Below are 15,372 nucleotides of genomic sequence, written 5' to 3' on the forward strand. Positions count from 1 at the left end.
GCCAAGCGCGCCGTTAACGAGGCACCGATCCCTACGCCTAAAGACATAGCCATTCGGGATTATTGCTCGTTTTTGCCTCACATCGTACGGCTGCCATGGGACGGGTAGGCTCAACAGGAGAGCGGATAATGTCTAAACGCGTTCCCTTTACTACCGGTGATCTGGCAGATCATCAGTGGGGTATCGATGACGCCCTCACAGGCGATCCAAATACGAATATCTTGACCGGCGACGCTGGCGGCAGCCTGCTCGATTTCTCAAAAGGCGGCAACGACACCTTTACGGAAACCGCACCGTCGACCTACACCTTCTACGGCGACGCGGCTCGGAGCTTGTTCAATTTTGCTCGGGGCGGTGACGACACCTTCACGGTGTCGAGCTCCTCCACCACCACTGCTTACGGTGACGCGGGCGACGATATGTCGGACCACAGCAAGGGCGGCAACGACACTTTCACGGGCGCCGCGCAAGCCAGCAACATTTTCTTCGGCGACGCCGGCGGCAACATGATCGGCCATGCTCAGGGCGGCGACGACCGTTTCACGGCCTTTCCCAACTCCTTCAACACTTTCTACGGTGACGCCGGCGTCGATATGTCCGACCACAGCAAGGGTGGCAATGACACCTTCGAGGGCACCAGCGTGGCCGTCAACATTTTCTTTGGCGACGCCGGGAACAACATGTCTGGCCATGCTCAAGGTGGCGACGACCGTTTCACGGCCAGGAGCGACTCCAGCAACGCTTTCTACGGGGACACCAGCGGCGATATGTCGGACTACAGCAAGGGCGGCAACGACACTTTCAATGGCGCTAGTGACGCCAACACTATTTTCTACGGTGATGCCGGTCGCAGCATGTCTGGCCATGCTCAGGGTGGCGACGACCATTACACAGACTTTGGTGGCACGATTCAGACCAAAACCTTCTTTGGCGACGCGAGCCTACATATGTCCGACTTTGCTAAGGGCGGCGACGACACCTTCACGAGCGTGGGTGGGTTCGTGATAAGTTTCTATGGTGACGCGGCCGGCATCATGTCCGACTCTGCTAGCGGGGGCGATGACGTGGCCGTGCTGCAAGGCACCCATAATTTCGCCTATGGCGACGCTGGCGCGATGGCCGGCAATGCTGTGGGCGGCAATGATATCCTAACCGGCGGCAATAAGAGCTCCGGTCCGGATGTTCTAAACGAGTTGTACGGCGACGCATTCGCTATGTCCGGGTCCGCCACGGGCGGCAACGACATTCTTACCGGGGGCCACAACAGCGAAAGCGGCCAGGTCCGCAACTTCCTGTGCGGCGACGCCCTGCAAATGTCCGGTTCGGCTCTGGGCGGAAACGATACCCTGTACGCCGGGAGCGCGGCACCCGGCTGCACCGTCATCAACGACATGTGGGGTGACGGGCAACTGAGCGAACTGGCTCAGGGCGGCAGAGATCAATTCATATTCAAGGACGATGGTTCAATGACGGTCGGAACCCAAAACACCATCTACGATTTCAGCCAGACCCAAGACGACACCATTGTATTTAGTGGCGTGGAGGGCGTGCAATCGTTCGATGATCTCACAATTGCGCAAAGTGGAACCGACACCATCATTACCGCAGGAGTCGATCAAGTTACTCTCGCAAACTTTACAAGCCCGCTGACGACGGGTGACTTTTTGTTTGTCTGAAAGCGAAGCTCTTATCGCATTCGAAGTGGGGGAATGCGTGAGAATTCGTTGAGCATCGTCGCGCGGCCGGTCGCCCCAATAATGCTCGACCGGCCGATCGACAATCCAAGCCGCAGTCATGGATCAGGCGGCCAGGAATCTCTCGGTCAAACGAGCCCAGAGCGCTGCGCCGACGGTCAGATTGCCGTCGTTGAAATCATATTTCGAGCTGTGCAGGATGGCTGAATCCTCGCCGTTTCCGAGGCGCAGAAAGCAACCGGGTTTGTGTTCGAGGAAATAAGAAAAGTCTTCGCTGCCGGGGATCAACGGGCAGACGGACACCTTGTCCTGACCGACGAGTTCGACAGCGATGTCTGTCGCAAAGGACGTCTCGCGCTCGGAATTGACCACCACCGGGTAGCCGCGCTCGTAATCGATCTCGACCGTTGCGCCATGCGCCTGCGCCACAAGTGCTGCGATATTGCGAATACGCTGCTCGAGCGTGTCGCGGATCTCGGCCGAGAAGGAGCGGACGCTCAACGTGATTTCGGCGTGTTCCGGAATGACGTTGGAGGCCGTGCCTCCGTGAATCGTGCCGACGGTGACGACAGCGGTCTCGATCGGGTTGACGTTGCGCGACACAACCGTCTGCAGGGTCATGACGATGTTGGCGGCAGCGACGATCGGGTCGACCGTCAGGTGCGGACGCGAGGCGTGGCCGCCACGCCCGGCGATCCTGATGGTGACGGTATCGCTCGCCGCCATCAGCGGCCCGGCGCGCATCAGGAACGAACCCGTCGGCGCGCCCGGGTGGTTGTGCAGCCCGAAAATCGCATCGCAGGGAAAGCGCTCGAACAGGCCGTCGGCGATCATCGCCTGCGCCCCGCTTCCCTTGCCGGCTTCCTCGGCCGGCTGGAAGATGAGGTTCACCGTGCCGTTGAAATGCCGTGTGCGCGCCAGGTATTCGGCGGCGCCGAGCAGCATCGTGGTGTGGCCGTCATGACCGCAGGCGTGCATCTTGCCGCTGGCCTGGCTGGCATAAGGGAGATTGGTAGCTTCGGTGATCGGCAGGGCGTCCATGTCGGCACGGATGGCGATGCTGCGGCCGCTGCCCTGGCGCAGGCGGCCGACGACGCCGAACCCGCCGACATTGCGCGTCACCTCATAGCCCCAGCTTTCGAGCCGTTCGGCAACGTATACAGCCGTTTCGCGCTCCTGGAATGAAAGCTCGGGATGCGCGTGCAGGTGCTGGCGGGCCGCTGCAAGCTCGGCGGCCTTGTCGGCGAAGTCGGAAATATCGGCGAACTGGTTGGAGGTCTTTGGCATGGAAGGTCCTTTGCCGGCCGAGCAGGTGCCGCGCCGGCTTTGCTTTTAGATGAAACGGCTCAAGAAAGCCCGCGTGCGCGGGTGCCTGGGTTTGGCGAGAACCTCGTCCGGAGGCCCGGCCTCGATCACATTACCGTCGTCCATGAACACCACCCGATCCGCCGCTTCGCGGGCGAAGCCGATCTCATGCGTGACCACGATCATGGTCAAGCCCTGCCTGGCGAGATCGCGCATGGTGGCGAGCACCTCGCCGACCAGCTCCGGATCGAGCGCCGAGGTCGGCTCGTCGAAGAGCATCAATTTCGGGCGGATGGCGAGCGCACGGGCGATGGCGACGCGCTGCTGCTGGCCGCCTGAAAGCTGGCGCGGATAGGCGTCGATCTTGTCGGCAAGACCGACACGGGTCAGCAGTTCGCGGGCGTAGCCGATCGCCTCCTTGCGGTTCTCCCGGTGAACGCCGACCGGAGCCTCGATGACGTTCTGCAGGGTCGTCATGTGCGGATAGAGATTGAACTGCTGGAACACCATGCCGATCTTGCGCCGCTGCGCGGCGATCGCGCGGTCGGAAAGTTTGTCGAGGCGGCCGTCGTGCAACCGGTAACCGATCTGCTCGCCGTCCACCTCGATCGACCCCTGGTCGATCGCCTCGAGATGATTGATGCATCGCAGGAAGGTCGACTTTCCGGAGCCGGACGGTCCGAGAATGACCACCACCTCGCCAGGCGCGACGTCCAGATCAATGCCCTTCAGCACCTCGAGCGGGCCGAAGGCCTTGTGAACGTCGCGCGCCCGCACCAGGGGCGTGTCATGCGCGCTCATTGGCGGCCTCCAGGGTGGCGGTCGCCGTCTTCTCGCGCGCACCGCGATCGCCGCGGCTGTAGTGGCGTTCGATCGCGCCTTGCGCGACATTGAGGACCGAGGTGATCAGCAGGTACCACAGCACTGCAACCATCAGCAGCGGAATGATTTCGAAGGTGCGGTTGTAGATCGATTGCACCGAGTAGAGCAGGTCGGCCATGGCGATGACGCTGACAAGCGAAGTTGCCTTGATCATGCTGATCAGCTGATTGCCGGTCGGCGGCACGATCGACCGCATCGCCTGCGGGATGATGATGCGCCGCAAGGCCCGCGCGCGGGTCATGCCGAAGGCTTCAGCCGTTTCGGCCTGTCCCTTGTCCACCGACAGCAGCCCGCCACGGATGATCTCGGCCATGTAGGCGGCCTCGTTCAGCGCCAGACCAAGAACGGCGGCGGTCAACGGCGTGATCAGGTCGTTGGTGTTCCAACTGGCGAAGCCGATGGAAATGCGCGGAAACAGCGTCGAAAGGTTGTACCACAGGATCAATTGCACCAGCAGCGGCGTTCCCCGGAAGAACCAGATGAACAGGCCGGAGAGAAAGGATGCCAGCCTGTCGCTCGACATGCGCGCGATGGCGAGCAGCAGGCCGAGCACGATGCCCAGGATCATAGCCACGACCGTCAGGCCGAGCGTCACCGAAAGCCCCTGCATGACCGTCGGATCGAAGAAATACTGGGCGACCACCGGCCAGCCGAAATTCGGGTTGACTGCAACGATATAGGCGAAGCCGGCCGCCACGGCGACGGTGAACGCCCAGAGCGCCAGCCGGACGAGCGGAAACGGCCGGTGGGCTCGTTTGACGTCGCGCAGCGCGTCGTCGGGACGTCGCGGCAGCCCGGCCGCGTAGGCAGCGGTGGCATCGGTCATGGCAGCCTCTACTGGCCCTGGTTGATGCCTGGCGCATCGATCATGTTTTTCTCGAGGCCCCACTTCTTCATGACCGCGGCGTAGGTGCCGTTCTTCATCAGGATCTTGAACGCGTCGAGCAGCACGCCGCCCAGCGGCGAGCCCTTCTTGACGACGGCGCCTTGATAGATGTCCTTGAAGCCGTTGGCCTGGCCGACCCCGGCGAGTTCCAGCTGGCCCTTCGCCTGCTCGACGAAATAGGTCAGCGGCGCCTGCGAGGAGAAGAATGCGTCGGAGCGTTTCGACCGGACGGCCAGTATCGAGCTCGGCTGGTCGGTGAAGGATTGCACCTCGACGGCCGGCTTGTCGCCTTCGGTGCATTTCTGCGCCTGCTGCTTGATGACCTTTTCGGCCGAGCCACCCGACATGACGGCGATGCGCTTGCCGCACGCGGTGTCGAGCGAGGTGATGCCTTGTGGGTTGCCCTTCTCGACGGCGAAGACGACGTATTCGCGCACCCAATCGATGAAGTCGTTGGATTTCTGGCGGTCGGGATAGTCGCCGACAGGACCCATCGCGAACTGATAACGGCCGGCATTGATGCCGCTCAGCAAAGCCGGCAGGCCGGCGACCGAGGCATGATCGATCTCGACGCCGAGCAGCTGGCCGATGGCGTCGGAAATGTCCCTGGTCGCCCCCGACAGTTCGGTGCCGGTGACGATCTCATAGGGCGGGAACGAGCCGTTGTTGACGGCTGTGATCTTTCCCGCCGTGCGGATCTCTTCCGGCAGCCGGGCCCGCAAATCCTCGTTCACCGATTGCTTCTGGATATCCTGGGCAAAGCTGGCCTGCGCCAGCATGGTGACGAGCGAGGCGAATATGAAGCTGATTGTCCTCATGGCATTCTCCTTCGTGTTCTTCGTTGTGCGTTGTCAGGCTGCGGTGGCCCGCGATCTGGCCTCGAAAGGAAACAAGGCGTCGGCGGAAATCGGTTCCGCCAGAATGCCCTGGGCATGGAGCTCGGTGACGAAATCCTCGATCATGCGCCGGTTGGCCGGCAGGCCGCTGGCGTTCCAGGAGGCAGGCAGGTCGCGCCCCGCATGAATCAGCTCCTCGAGGATCCAGGGCGAGGTATCGGCGTATTTTCGGCGCTTTGCCGTCCAGACGCGCTGGCTTTCGTCGATCAGCCTGGCGAGTTCCTGCGGCAGCCAGGGGTGCTCCCTGGCCACTGCCGCCTTGACGGCGACCAGATGCATGCCCGGGACATAACCGACGTCGGCGAAATAGGCGCGTTCGGCCGCGCGAAAATCGCGCAGCACTTGCCGGAAGCCGGAAACCGGGCCGAAAAAGCCGTCCGGCATGAAGGGCGTGAAAACGGCGTCGAGCTCGCCTTGCGACAGCAGCTCCATCATCGGGCGCTCGCCTGGTGCTGCTTCGATGCGCCCCGGCCTGCCGAATCCGTCGAGGCGGTCGGCGATCGGGTGCTCCGATGTCAGCCTGCCGGCGAACCAATAGGCATCCTCGACGCCGACGCCTTCCCGGCGAAGCGCCGCGCGCGTCCATGTGTTGCCGGAATCGCGCCAGCCGGTCACGCCGATGCGTTTGCCGGCAAGGTCGGAAAGCCGTTCCAGCGGGCTGGCCTCGACCGTTATGATGCAGCGATGGCGAAAGCCGCGCATGATGAAGCACGGTATTCCAACCACCGTATCCCTGCCGGAAGCCATGGCCGACACATAACGGCTGAACGAGACCTCCGCCGCATCGTGGTTCGGATCGGTGCCGAGGTCCGGAATGAGCGTGGCGACGCGGTCAACCTTCACCGACAAGCGGCTCGAAGCGACGTCACCCAGCACCAAAGGGGTGAGATAGTCCCAATCGCGGGTGGCTATAGTGATGGAGACGGGCATCGGCATGAACTTCAAAGCTATGTTTGATCGGCGATTGGTAAATGTTTATTTTTGGCCGATCAAATGTTATTATGTTATTGAACATTAGCTTTAATGGTCGCGGGTGCCGATGGATTTCGATGCAGGATGGTTCGCTGATCGCCTTGGCGACCGCACGATGCGCGGCATCGCGCGCGAGACCGGAGCGCTGATCAGAAGCGGCGCGCTGCCTGTCGGCGCAAAGCTTCCGCCGGTGCGCGATCTGGCCTATGTGCTTGGCGTCAGCCCGGCGACGGTCTCGCAGGCGTGGAGCGAATTGCGGCGCTACAAGATCATCGGCGGCCGCGGACGCAACGGCACCTGGATCATGGGCAACCGCTTTGCCGCCCGGCCCGAGCGCCACATGAGCGGTGGCAATTACGGACAGGATGTTCTGAACCTGGCGATCGCGGAGCCCGATGTGAGGCTGTTGCCGCCGCTCGGCATCGCGCTGGCGCATGGTGCGCGCGCCGAAAAGCTCAACAGCTACGAGCGGGTACGCATCCTGCCCGAGCTGGAGGCCGCGGTGCGCCCGTCATGGCCGTACGATCCCGGCGCGTTCCTGGCCACCAATGGCGGTTACAACGCCATCTACACCTTGCTGCATGCGCTGGTCCCGCCGGGAGCGCCGGTGGCCATCGAGAACCCGACGGCGCTTCGCCTGCTCGACATCCTCGAGGATCTCGATGTGCCGATCATCCCGGTAGACTGCGACAGCGACGGTCCCTTGCCGGATGCACTTGCCAACGCTCTGCGGCAGCGGCCCGTCGCGTTCCTGTTCCAGCCGCGCGTCCATTCGGTTACCGGCGCCTGCATGTCGTCGACGCGGCTGGAAGTCATCGGCGACCTGCTCGCCGGCACCGACGTGCTGATTGTCGAAGATGACGGCGTCGGCGATATTGCCTCGGCGCCGCGCATTTCGCTTGGCCGGCGTTTTCCCGATCGCGTCGTCCATATCCTGTCCTATTCCAAGACCCACGGCCCGGATCTGCGGCTCGCCGTGCTGTCCGGATCGGCGACGATCGTCGAGCAGATCCAGTCCTACCGCAGCTTCAGCTCGGGATGGACCAGCCGCATCCTGCAGGCGGCCACCGCCTGGCTGCTGCAAGACCCGGCCACGGCCGCCCTGGTGGAGCAGGCGAAGGAGGTATACCGCGGCCGTCGCGAACGGCTCGCCGGCGAACTGGCCAAACGCAATGTCGATATCGACGCCGGACACGGTCTCAGCGTCCTCATTCCGGTTGCTTCGGAACCTTACGCGATGGTCACGCTGGCCGCCCACGGCATCGCGGTCCATGCCGGGGCGAAGTTTTCGACCGGAAAAACGAACGCTGTCCGCGTCGCGACCAGCATTCTGGACGAGGAGCACCTCGAGCACGTCGCAAATTCCCTGGCGCTGGCGGCCGACCCGGCGCGGGAAGTTGTCTGAGGCAAGTCAATCGCCGTTCGGACTGCTACTCCGCCGCCACGCCCTTCATCTCGAGATAGCTTTCCATCGAATCGTCCATCGCCTGCAGCCAGGGCGTATGATGCAGCGGCGCCATCGTGCCGGTCATCAGCGAGCGGTAGGCATGGTCGCGGAAGCCCATAATGTCTTGCGCCTTGTGGTGCTCCCACTCCATGAAGGTCTGATTGACAGCCTCGACATCGAAGCCGGGATAGTCGGTCTGCTCCATCAGCTCCCTGGTGTAGTCGCCCTGGAACCAGATCATCTGCTCGGCGTCTTCAAGTGTTTCCTCGCGTGCCCGCCATTTCCGGCCGTGCTCGGCCATGGCTTCGGCCGAGGGCAGATTGATGCGGCCCATGATGACGTCGCGGGCGAACCAGGCCTGCGCGTCGAACATGTTGAAGGTGTAGAACTGGTCCTGCATGCCGATATAGGACAGCTTCGGGTTTTTCTCCCAGACGACGCCCTCGTAGAGCCCGTCCGGCCACATGCGGTTGGCGGTCTTCAGCTTCAAATCCTCGGTGAGGAACGGGAAGGAATGGAGGTAGCCGGTGCACAGGATGATGGCGTCGACGTCTTTGGTGCTGCCGTCCTTGAAATGCGCCGTCTTGCCGACGACCTTCTGCAGAAGCGGCACTTCCTTCCAGTTCTCCGGCCATTTGAAGCCCATCGGCTTCGAGCGGTAGCTGGAGGTGATCGATCTGGCGCCGTATTTGTAGCATTGCGAGCCGATGTCCTCGGCTGAATAGGAGCGGCCGATTATCAAAATGTCCTTGCCCTTGAATTCCATGGCGTCGCGGAAATCGTGGCTGTGCAGGATACGGCCGTTGAAGGTCGAAAAGCCCTCGAAATAGGGAACGTTGGGCACGGAGAAATGGCCCGAGGCGACGACGACATGGTCGAACTCTTCCGAGTAGGTGACGTCGCTGGTGCGGTCATGCGCGGTGACGGTGAATTTTTTTGTCGTTTCGGAGAAGGTGACCATGCGCACCGGGCTGTTGAAGCGCACCCATTGGCGCACGCCGGATTTTTCGACGCGGCCCTTGATGTAGTCCCACAGCACGGCGCGCGGCGGATAGGAGCCGATCGGCCGGCCGAAATGCTCCTCGAAGGTGTAGTCGGCGAATTCGAGGCATTCCTTCGGGCCGTTCGACCAGAGGTAACGGTACATCGAGCCGTGCACTGGGTCGCCATGCTCGTCGAGGCCGGTGCGCCAGGTGTAGTTCCACAGGCCGCCCCAGTCGGACTGCTTTTCGAAGCAGACGATTTCGGGAATGTCGGCGCCCTTGTCGGCGGCCGACTTGAAGGCCCTGAGCTGGGCCATGCCGGACGGCCCGGCTCCGATGACGGCAACACGATCTTTCATTGCGGGCCTCCCGATCTCATTTCCCTAACGAAACAAATTTCACTGACAGGACAGTAATTGCCCCTTCGATGCTGTCAACAGGGCTTGTCGCGAAACCGCGTTTCGCCCAGCTGGATTTCCAAGCGACGCAGTAGCTCGGGCGAAATCCAGACATTGCGCAATTCGACACGGGTGGCTTGCCGTGGCAGTTGCGCTTCTGTATCGGCACCGAATATGTTCACCGTGAGTGAAATGAATCGGCAAGGTCCGGGGTGGCAACATGGCGAAAAAAGCATCCAGTCTAAAGCCCGCTGCGGCCGTCGTCGCCGCCAAGGCCAAGCCGTCGGTCGCTGCAGTCGATCCGCGCAAGATACGCGCGCCGCTCACCCAGAACCCGCACGCCATTCGCGACACCCGCGAAAAAGTCCTGGAGGTCGCGATCGGCCGCGAGGTGCGGGCCTTCCGCAAGAAGCTCGGCATCACCGTCGCCGATCTGGCTGCCGCCACCGACATTTCGCTTGGGATGCTGTCGAAGATCGAGAACGGCATCACCTCGCCATCGCTGACCACGTTGCAGGCGCTGTCGCGGGCGCTCGGCGTTCCCGTCACCGCCTTCTTCCGACGCTTCGAGGAAGAGCGCAGTGCCGTCTTCGTCAAGGCCGGCGAAGGCCTCGACGTCGAACGCCGCGGCACGCGCGCCGGCCACCAGTACAATCTGCTCGGCCATATCGGCTCCAACACCAGCGGCGTCGTCGTCGAACCCTATCTGATCACGCTGACCGAGGATTCCGACGTGTTCCCGACCTTCCAGCATGAAGGCATGGAATTCCTCTATATGCTCGAGGGCGAGGTGGTTTACCGGCACGGCAGCAATCTCTACCCGATGAGGCCTGGCGACAGCCTGTTCTTCGACGCCGATGCGCCGCACGGACCGGAAGTGCTGAGCGTCCTGCCGATGCGGTATTTGTCGATCATCTGTTATCCGCAGAGCAGCGCGGGGTGAGCCGGAGATGAGGGGCGCGCAAGCAATCCTGGATCGCTGCACTCCACGGCCACGGTAACGGCATGGATCCTAGGGTCTCCGCTACGTTGAACTGCAGGGCAAGCTCGTCCTCGATTGGTCGCAAGGGGGCTAAAGGCCGGCGCTCTACGGCGCCCCCCTCTGCCCTGCCGGGCATCTCCCCCTCTTGGGGGGAGATTGGCAGCTTGACGGGCAGCGCGAACCTCGCAAACAGAACCTCAATCCGGCCCGAACCCCGGCGATGTCGCACTGCCGTCATCCAGCTTCGACAGCCATTCGACCAGCGTCGCTCGGTAGCGCGTCAGGCCTTTGTAGTTGGCGAGTTCGTCGGGAAGGTCGCGGATGACGCGGTGCAGGCGCCTTGCCCATTTCGGCTGCGTCACCAGCTCGTCCATCTTGATCAGGTAGCAGCGGATCGGGAAGACGATCGCATTCGAGCGCGGCAGCCGCCAGAAGCTCTGCAGCTCGACGCGCAGATGGACCTTGTCGCCGACGTTTTTGGGCGTCACCGTGGCGCGGTCCGGACCCCATTTGTGATAATTTTCCGGGCTGGTATCGAGGCGAGGATTGATTGTCATCGTCCAGTTCAGCCGGCGCGCCGGCTTGCCCTGCTGGATGTTGGTGAGGAATTTTAGCGCCCGGACGAAGATGCCCTTCTCATGCGCCAGCGGCACCGGCGCGTGCCATTCGAAGAAGTTCATGCCGATGTCGAAATCGAGCGACCAGTCGGCCTGGGTGGTGACCATGCCGGCATCCATCCACAGATTGCCGTCGCGCTGGTCGAGAATGCAGAAATCGCCCTGGCTCTGGCGGGTGATGTATTCCATCGGCCCATAGGGCAGCGTCGAGACGTCGCCGAAGGTGAAGCTGTCGTCGATGCCGAGCGGTCGGTTGATCCAGCGCCAGCGGTCGCCATGGCGCGTCAGCGTGAAATGCTCGGGATAGCCCAGCGCCTGCTGCTCCATCAAAAGCTCGAGCAGATCCCAGCCGGCCAGCGTCATGTGCGGCAGCGACTGGCAGCGCAGCGGATCCTCGGCCAGCACCAAAGCGCGGTCCTGCATCTCGGCGACATAGTGCTCGTCGACGTCGATCAAATTCTCCAGCACGCTGCCCTTCGGCCCGGCGACATGCGGCTCGATGTTGACGGCATACATGTAGCTGTCTTCATGGAACGGGAACGGGAACCGCCTGATGTGCTCGGGGCTGTTCCTGAAGGTGAAGTCGTCGCGGAACGTTTCCTTGCGAAAGGTGATGCCCAAGCTCGCCTCCTATCTTTCCAGCACCAGCGACCGGCCCTCGAAGCGCGAGACGCAGGGCATGATCTTGCAGCCCGAACGGTGGTCTTCCTCGCTCAGCCAGTGGTCGTTGTGGATGAATTTGCCGTCATGCGAAATGACGTTGGTCTCGCACTGGCCGCAGACGCCGCCGCGGCAGAGATAGGGCGGATCGACCCCGGCCGCCTCGATCGCCTCGAGCAGGCTCTGCTGCTCGTCGACACGGATGGTCTTGCCGCTGAGCGCCAGCGTCACGTCGAAGGGCGCGCCGGGCTGCGGTGCCGCGAAATGCTCGAAATGCACGGTCTCGGCAGGCCAGCCTAAGGCAGCCGCGCGATCGCGCACCCAGTCGATCATGCCGGACGGGCCGCAGACATAGAGATGCGTGCCGAGCGGCTGCGACGACAGCAGCCGGTCGAGATCGACGCGCTCGTCGCGGTCGTCGTGATAGAGCCTGACCCGGCGGTCGTAGCGCTCCCTGAGCAGGTTGGCATAGGTGCCTAGCGAGGCGGTGCGGCAGGTGTAATGCAATTCGAAATTGCCGCCTTCCGCCGCCAGTTGCGCGGTCTGCGCCATGAACGGGGTGATGCCGATGCCGCCGGCCAGCATCAGATGCTTCCTGGCGCGCAGATCGAGCGAGAACAGGTTGACGGGGTAGCTCACCACCATCTCCGTGCCCGGCCTGACATGCCTGTGCATGAACAGCGAGCCGCCGCGGCCGGCGTCGTCGCGGCGCACCGAGATGGTGTATTCGCTGGTGTCGAGCGGCGAGCCCATCAGCGAATAGGGATTGAGCCTGGTGCGTTCGCCATCGCGCATCTCGACGACGACATGGGCGCCGCCGGAGAAGGTCGGCAAAAGCTCGCCGTCGCGCCGGCGGAAATGAAAGCGCGTCACCAGTTCGTTGACCGGAACGACATCGCTGACGACGACATCGAGCTTGGTGGTGCCGGTGCTCATCGAAAGACCTCCTCGATCGGAGGAATTTCGCTGCGGTCCTCGGCGTTGATGCAGACGCCCTGGAAGGCGGCGAGCCGCCGCGAATAGTGGTCGCGCACCAGAAGCAAGAGGCCGCAATGCGAACAGGTTGCCGGCTGCGTCGTCACGTTCTCGGTGATGCCCTTGCAATGGACGCACTGCATGCGGCGCGCCAGCGAGCCGCGATGCTCGGTCTGGATCGAGGTGTGGTCGATGCCGGCTTCGAGCGCCGCCTGCATGGCCTGGCCGATCAGCCCTTCGGTACCGGCAAGATAGAGCCTGAGTCCCATATGCGCGTTGGCCAGCGTCTGCTTCAGCCGCGGCAGGGCACTGGCGAAGGAATGGCCGAGGTAGAACTGTGCCGGCTTCAGGGCTTCGAGCGCATCGGCGTATTTGCCGTCGCGGCCGGGAATGAAGATGATGTGGGCACCACCGAAGAAATCCGCCGGTGCCTTGGCGGCCAGATCGGCAATCGCCAGCGCTCCCTCTGCATCCGCTATGAAAAGATGATGCTTGCCAGGCTGCGGAGACAGGGTCCCATAGACCGGGCGGCTGATGATGCTTTTCGCTGCCATACCCGCAGTATGCCTCAGCCTTTCGCCGTGCGCTTGGTCTTCTTCGGATCATCGAAAGGAAGCGGCTCGGCGGTTGCGCTGATGGTGCCGCTCTTGTTGCGGATCTCGAGCCTGGTGCCCTGCACCGCGCAGTCGACGTCGAGCCGGGCAATGCCCATCGATTTTTTGACCAGCGGCGAATACATGGCGCAGGTCACCACGCCGACCTTTTTGCCGTCGCGATAGACCGGCGCGCCCTCGTCGGCCGGCTCCTTGCCTTCGAGCAGCACGCCGAAGATCTTGAAGCGCTCCTTGCCCTTGAGGCGATAATGCTCCTCGGCGCCGCGAAAGCCCGTCTTGCCGGGGCTGACGGTGAAGTCGAGACCAAGCTCCCACAGTGTGTCGCCGGGGCCTTCGTTCTCGAACGGGTATTTCTGCGAATTGTCGTAGGGGTAAAACAGCAGGTAGCTCTCGACGCGCAGCATGTCGAGCGTGGTGAAGCGGCACGGGATGATGCCGGCACTCTTGCCGTCGTCGAGGATCCTGTCCCAGATCGTTCCGGCGTCCTGGCCACGGCAGAAGATCTCGTAGCCGCGCTCGCCGGTGTAGCCGGTGCGCGAGATCATCACCGGAAAGCCGAACAACTGGGTCTGCATGTGGTGGAAATAATTGAGGTCGCGAATGCCGGGCACATGCTTTGCCAGATAATCGACGGCGGTCGGGCCTTGCAGCGAAAGATCGTGCAGATTGTCGTCGAAGCGCAGCGACACGTCGCGACCGACGGAAGCGCGCTGCAACTCTTCATGCCCGGTGCCCGAGCCATGCACGACCATCCAGGAATTCGGGCCGGTGCGGTAGAGGATGCAGTCGTCGGTGAACTTGCCGGCCTCGTTGAGCATGCAGGCATAGGCCGACTTGCCGGGATAGATCTTTTCGACGTCGCGCGTCGTCGCCAGATCGATCAGGTGCGAGGCGTGCGGCCCGGTGATGTGGACCTTCTTCAAGCCGGACACGTCCATCAGGCCGGCCTTGGTGCGGATGGCGATATACTCTTCGTCGGCGTCCTTGTCGTAGGTCCAGGCGGTGCCCATGCCGCTCCAGTCCTCGAGCTTCGAGCCGAGCGCGAGATGGCGGTCCGCAAGCGTCGAAAATCTCCAGGATGCCGTCATCCGCTGTCCTCCGTTCGAAAGAAACTTTTTTGCTTTCCCCTGCTCCCTGCACACAGGCGGGAGCGTTGGCTTGAATATTGATCGCAAACGCCGGGAGCCTGCAATACCCGTAAGCAAATAATTTCATTGTCAGGCAAATCCGGCGCGCCGAAACAAACGGTTAACGTCGCGTAAAATCGTCTTGACAATTCCAGAATTCGGCCGGATTTTATGAAAAAAATTTCACTCTCTTGAAAGTGGGCAATGACCGGCAAATCTGGACCGGCGTTGAAAAAGGGGAAAGCCGATGTCCGACCTGCAACAGCGCGTGCAAGCGTTGTACCGTTCCGACGTGCGTGGATCCGTGCTCCTGATCGTCTGCCTGTGGGCGACGATCCTCTTTGTCCTGTTCATGACATGGCCATACGTCCCCGACGCCGGCATCAAGCTCGTCGTCGCGGTCGCCGCCGCCGCCGTGCTGATCTTCAACACGGCCGCCATTCTGGCGATGGTCAACCACTACAAGGAAGACAAGGACTTCATCTACGGCCTCGACATCAAGAACGCCGACGCCTACCGCAACCGCAAGTCCTGAGGGGGGAGACGCATGGCCCGCTATACACCGCCCGAACAGAGCAAGGCCGGACAGGTTTTCGATATCGCCGTCGTCGTGGTCGCGATTTTCGTCGCGCTGTGGCTGCCGCTGAAACTAGGTCTGGCAGGGGCGGCAAAATCCATCGACGCGCTCGACGCCAAGACGTGGGAAGCGCTCGGCCAGAACCCGACCATGGCCTCGATCTGGGAAAAGCTCGGCTACACGCCGGAAACCGCGCACGACATCATCCAGAACCGGTTCCACTACATCATCGACTGGCCGACGCTGATCATCATGGCGGCGGTGCTGATCGGCTATTTCATCTTTCTGTTCCGCGCATCGGACCGCGAATACCGCGACGTCATCGACGAAAAGTTCGGCGACAAATAGATAGGAAGC

15 protein-coding genes are annotated in these 15,372 nt (G+C 62.4%); 5 read left to right on the forward strand and 10 right to left on the reverse strand.

Annotated features, from left to right (window positions below; genetic code table 11):
* The first annotated feature begins 128 nt into the window (after positions 1-128).
* On the forward strand, positions 129-1,676 hold the full coding sequence (locus NKI39_RS04260; RefSeq protein WP_352830799.1) for an autotransporter outer membrane beta-barrel domain-containing protein: 1,548 nt from the start codon (positions 129-131) through the stop codon (positions 1,674-1,676).
* 123 nt (positions 1,677-1,799) lie between these two features.
* Here the strand turns inward: NKI39_RS04260 and NKI39_RS04265 are convergent, their stop codons facing one another.
* The 5 genes from NKI39_RS04265 to NKI39_RS04285 form a co-directional block, all read right to left on the reverse strand.
* Positions 1,800-2,981, reverse strand: a complete 1,182-nt coding sequence (locus tag NKI39_RS04265) for a M20 aminoacylase family protein (RefSeq protein WP_352768889.1) — start codon at positions 2,979-2,981, stop codon at positions 1,800-1,802.
* 45 nt (positions 2,982-3,026) lie between these two features.
* Positions 3,027-3,800, reverse strand: coding sequence for an amino acid ABC transporter ATP-binding protein (locus tag NKI39_RS04270; RefSeq protein ID WP_352768892.1), 774 nt, complete (start codon positions 3,798-3,800; stop codon positions 3,027-3,029).
* Positions 3,787-4,707 carry an amino acid ABC transporter permease gene (locus NKI39_RS04275; RefSeq protein WP_352746205.1) on the reverse strand — a complete coding sequence of 307 codons (921 nt, stop codon included), beginning with the start codon at positions 4,705-4,707 and terminating at the stop codon, positions 3,787-3,789. The genes NKI39_RS04270 and NKI39_RS04275 overlap by 14 nt, the downstream gene beginning before the upstream one ends.
* A gap of 8 nt (positions 4,708-4,715) precedes the next feature.
* Complete coding sequence (locus NKI39_RS04280) at positions 4,716-5,546, reverse strand: ABC transporter substrate-binding protein (RefSeq protein ID WP_502898545.1); 831 nt, start codon at positions 5,544-5,546, stop codon at positions 4,716-4,718.
* A 72-nt stretch (positions 5,547-5,618) separates the two neighbouring features.
* Positions 5,619-6,593 (reverse strand): substrate-binding domain-containing protein, encoded by a 975-nt coding sequence (locus NKI39_RS04285; RefSeq protein WP_352830800.1) that lies wholly within the window; start codon positions 6,591-6,593, stop codon positions 5,619-5,621.
* Between the two features lie 109 nt (positions 6,594-6,702).
* Between NKI39_RS04285 and NKI39_RS04290 the strand changes: the two genes are divergently transcribed.
* Positions 6,703-8,040 carry an aminotransferase-like domain-containing protein gene (locus NKI39_RS04290; RefSeq protein ID WP_352830802.1) on the forward strand — a complete coding sequence of 446 codons (1,338 nt, stop codon included), beginning with the start codon at positions 6,703-6,705 and terminating at the stop codon, positions 8,038-8,040.
* A gap of 25 nt (positions 8,041-8,065) precedes the next feature.
* On the opposite strand, the gene NKI39_RS04295 is transcribed toward NKI39_RS04290, so the two are convergent.
* Positions 8,066-9,424, reverse strand: a complete 1,359-nt coding sequence (locus NKI39_RS04295; RefSeq protein ID WP_352473418.1) for a trimethylamine monooxygenase — start codon at positions 9,422-9,424, stop codon at positions 8,066-8,068.
* A 259-nt stretch (positions 9,425-9,683) separates the two neighbouring features.
* On the opposite strand from NKI39_RS04295, the gene NKI39_RS04300 reads away from it, so the two are divergent.
* Positions 9,684-10,406 (forward strand): helix-turn-helix domain-containing protein, encoded by a 723-nt coding sequence (locus NKI39_RS04300; RefSeq protein WP_352502037.1) that lies wholly within the window; start codon positions 9,684-9,686, stop codon positions 10,404-10,406.
* Positions 10,407-10,642: 236 nt separating this feature from the next.
* Here the strand turns inward: NKI39_RS04300 and NKI39_RS04305 are convergent, their stop codons facing one another.
* From NKI39_RS04305 to NKI39_RS04320, 4 genes are read right to left on the reverse strand one after another with little or no spacing between them, the layout of a single operon-like run.
* Positions 10,643-11,683: a heme-dependent oxidative N-demethylase family protein gene (locus tag NKI39_RS04305; RefSeq protein WP_352830804.1), complete on the reverse strand. Its 1,041-nt coding sequence runs from the start codon at positions 11,681-11,683 to the stop codon at positions 10,643-10,645.
* A 9-nt stretch (positions 11,684-11,692) separates the two neighbouring features.
* On the reverse strand, positions 11,693-12,658 hold the full coding sequence (locus NKI39_RS04310) for a PDR/VanB family oxidoreductase (RefSeq protein ID WP_352830805.1): 966 nt from the start codon (positions 12,656-12,658) through the stop codon (positions 11,693-11,695).
* On the reverse strand, positions 12,655-13,251 hold the full coding sequence (locus tag NKI39_RS04315; RefSeq protein ID WP_023673995.1) for a dimethylamine monooxygenase subunit DmmA family protein: 597 nt from the start codon (positions 13,249-13,251) through the stop codon (positions 12,655-12,657). Before NKI39_RS04315 ends, NKI39_RS04310 begins: the two co-directional genes overlap by 4 nt.
* A gap of 14 nt (positions 13,252-13,265) precedes the next feature.
* Positions 13,266-14,399 (reverse strand): aminomethyl transferase family protein, encoded by a 1,134-nt coding sequence (locus NKI39_RS04320; protein WP_352830807.1) that lies wholly within the window; start codon positions 14,397-14,399, stop codon positions 13,266-13,268.
* A 286-nt stretch (positions 14,400-14,685) separates the two neighbouring features.
* On the opposite strand from NKI39_RS04320, the gene NKI39_RS04325 reads away from it, so the two are divergent.
* Together NKI39_RS04325 and NKI39_RS04330 are read left to right on the forward strand one after the other, a co-directional pair.
* A complete protein-coding gene (locus tag NKI39_RS04325) occupies positions 14,686-14,973 on the forward strand; it encodes a hypothetical protein (protein ID WP_352830809.1) in 288 nt (95 codons plus the stop codon).
* 12 nt (positions 14,974-14,985) lie between these two features.
* On the forward strand, positions 14,986-15,363 hold the full coding sequence (locus NKI39_RS04330) for a hypothetical protein (RefSeq protein WP_023673992.1): 378 nt from the start codon (positions 14,986-14,988) through the stop codon (positions 15,361-15,363).
* The last annotated feature ends 9 nt before the right edge of the window (positions 15,364-15,372 follow it).

This window comes from Mesorhizobium sp. M0664 (assembly GCF_040320565.1).
GTDB lineage: Bacteria > Pseudomonadota > Alphaproteobacteria > Rhizobiales > Rhizobiaceae > Mesorhizobium.

Coding starts and splice junctions, on each gene's coding strand:
- NKI39_RS04260 (WP_352830799.1), top strand. CDS start 129: ATGTCTAAACGCGTTCCCTTTACTACCGGTGATCTGGCAGATCATCAG.
- NKI39_RS04265 (WP_352768889.1), bottom strand. CDS start 2,981: ATGCCAAAGACCTCCAACCAGTTCGCCGATATTTCCGACTTCGCCGAC.
- NKI39_RS04270 (WP_352768892.1), bottom strand. CDS start 3,800: ATGAGCGCGCATGACACGCCCCTGGTGCGGGCGCGCGACGTTCACAAG.
- NKI39_RS04275 (WP_352746205.1), bottom strand. CDS start 4,707: ATGACCGATGCCACCGCTGCCTACGCGGCCGGGCTGCCGCGACGTCCC.
- NKI39_RS04280 (WP_502898545.1), bottom strand. CDS start 5,546: ATGCTGGCGCAGGCCAGCTTTGCCCAGGATATCCAGAAGCAATCGGTG.
- NKI39_RS04285 (WP_352830800.1), bottom strand. CDS start 6,593: ATGCCCGTCTCCATCACTATAGCCACCCGCGATTGGGACTATCTCACC.
- NKI39_RS04290 (WP_352830802.1), top strand. CDS start 6,703: ATGGATTTCGATGCAGGATGGTTCGCTGATCGCCTTGGCGACCGCACG.
- NKI39_RS04295 (WP_352473418.1), bottom strand. CDS start 9,424: ATGAAAGATCGTGTTGCCGTCATCGGAGCCGGGCCGTCCGGCATGGCC.
- NKI39_RS04300 (WP_352502037.1), top strand. CDS start 9,684: ATGGCGAAAAAAGCATCCAGTCTAAAGCCCGCTGCGGCCGTCGTCGCC.
- NKI39_RS04310 (WP_352830805.1), bottom strand. CDS start 12,658: ATGAGCACCGGCACCACCAAGCTCGATGTCGTCGTCAGCGATGTCGTT.
- NKI39_RS04315 (WP_023673995.1), bottom strand. CDS start 13,251: ATGGCAGCGAAAAGCATCATCAGCCGCCCGGTCTATGGGACCCTGTCT.
- NKI39_RS04320 (WP_352830807.1), bottom strand. CDS start 14,399: ATGACGGCATCCTGGAGATTTTCGACGCTTGCGGACCGCCATCTCGCG.
- NKI39_RS04325 (WP_352830809.1), top strand. CDS start 14,686: ATGTCCGACCTGCAACAGCGCGTGCAAGCGTTGTACCGTTCCGACGTG.
- NKI39_RS04330 (WP_023673992.1), top strand. CDS start 14,986: ATGGCCCGCTATACACCGCCCGAACAGAGCAAGGCCGGACAGGTTTTC.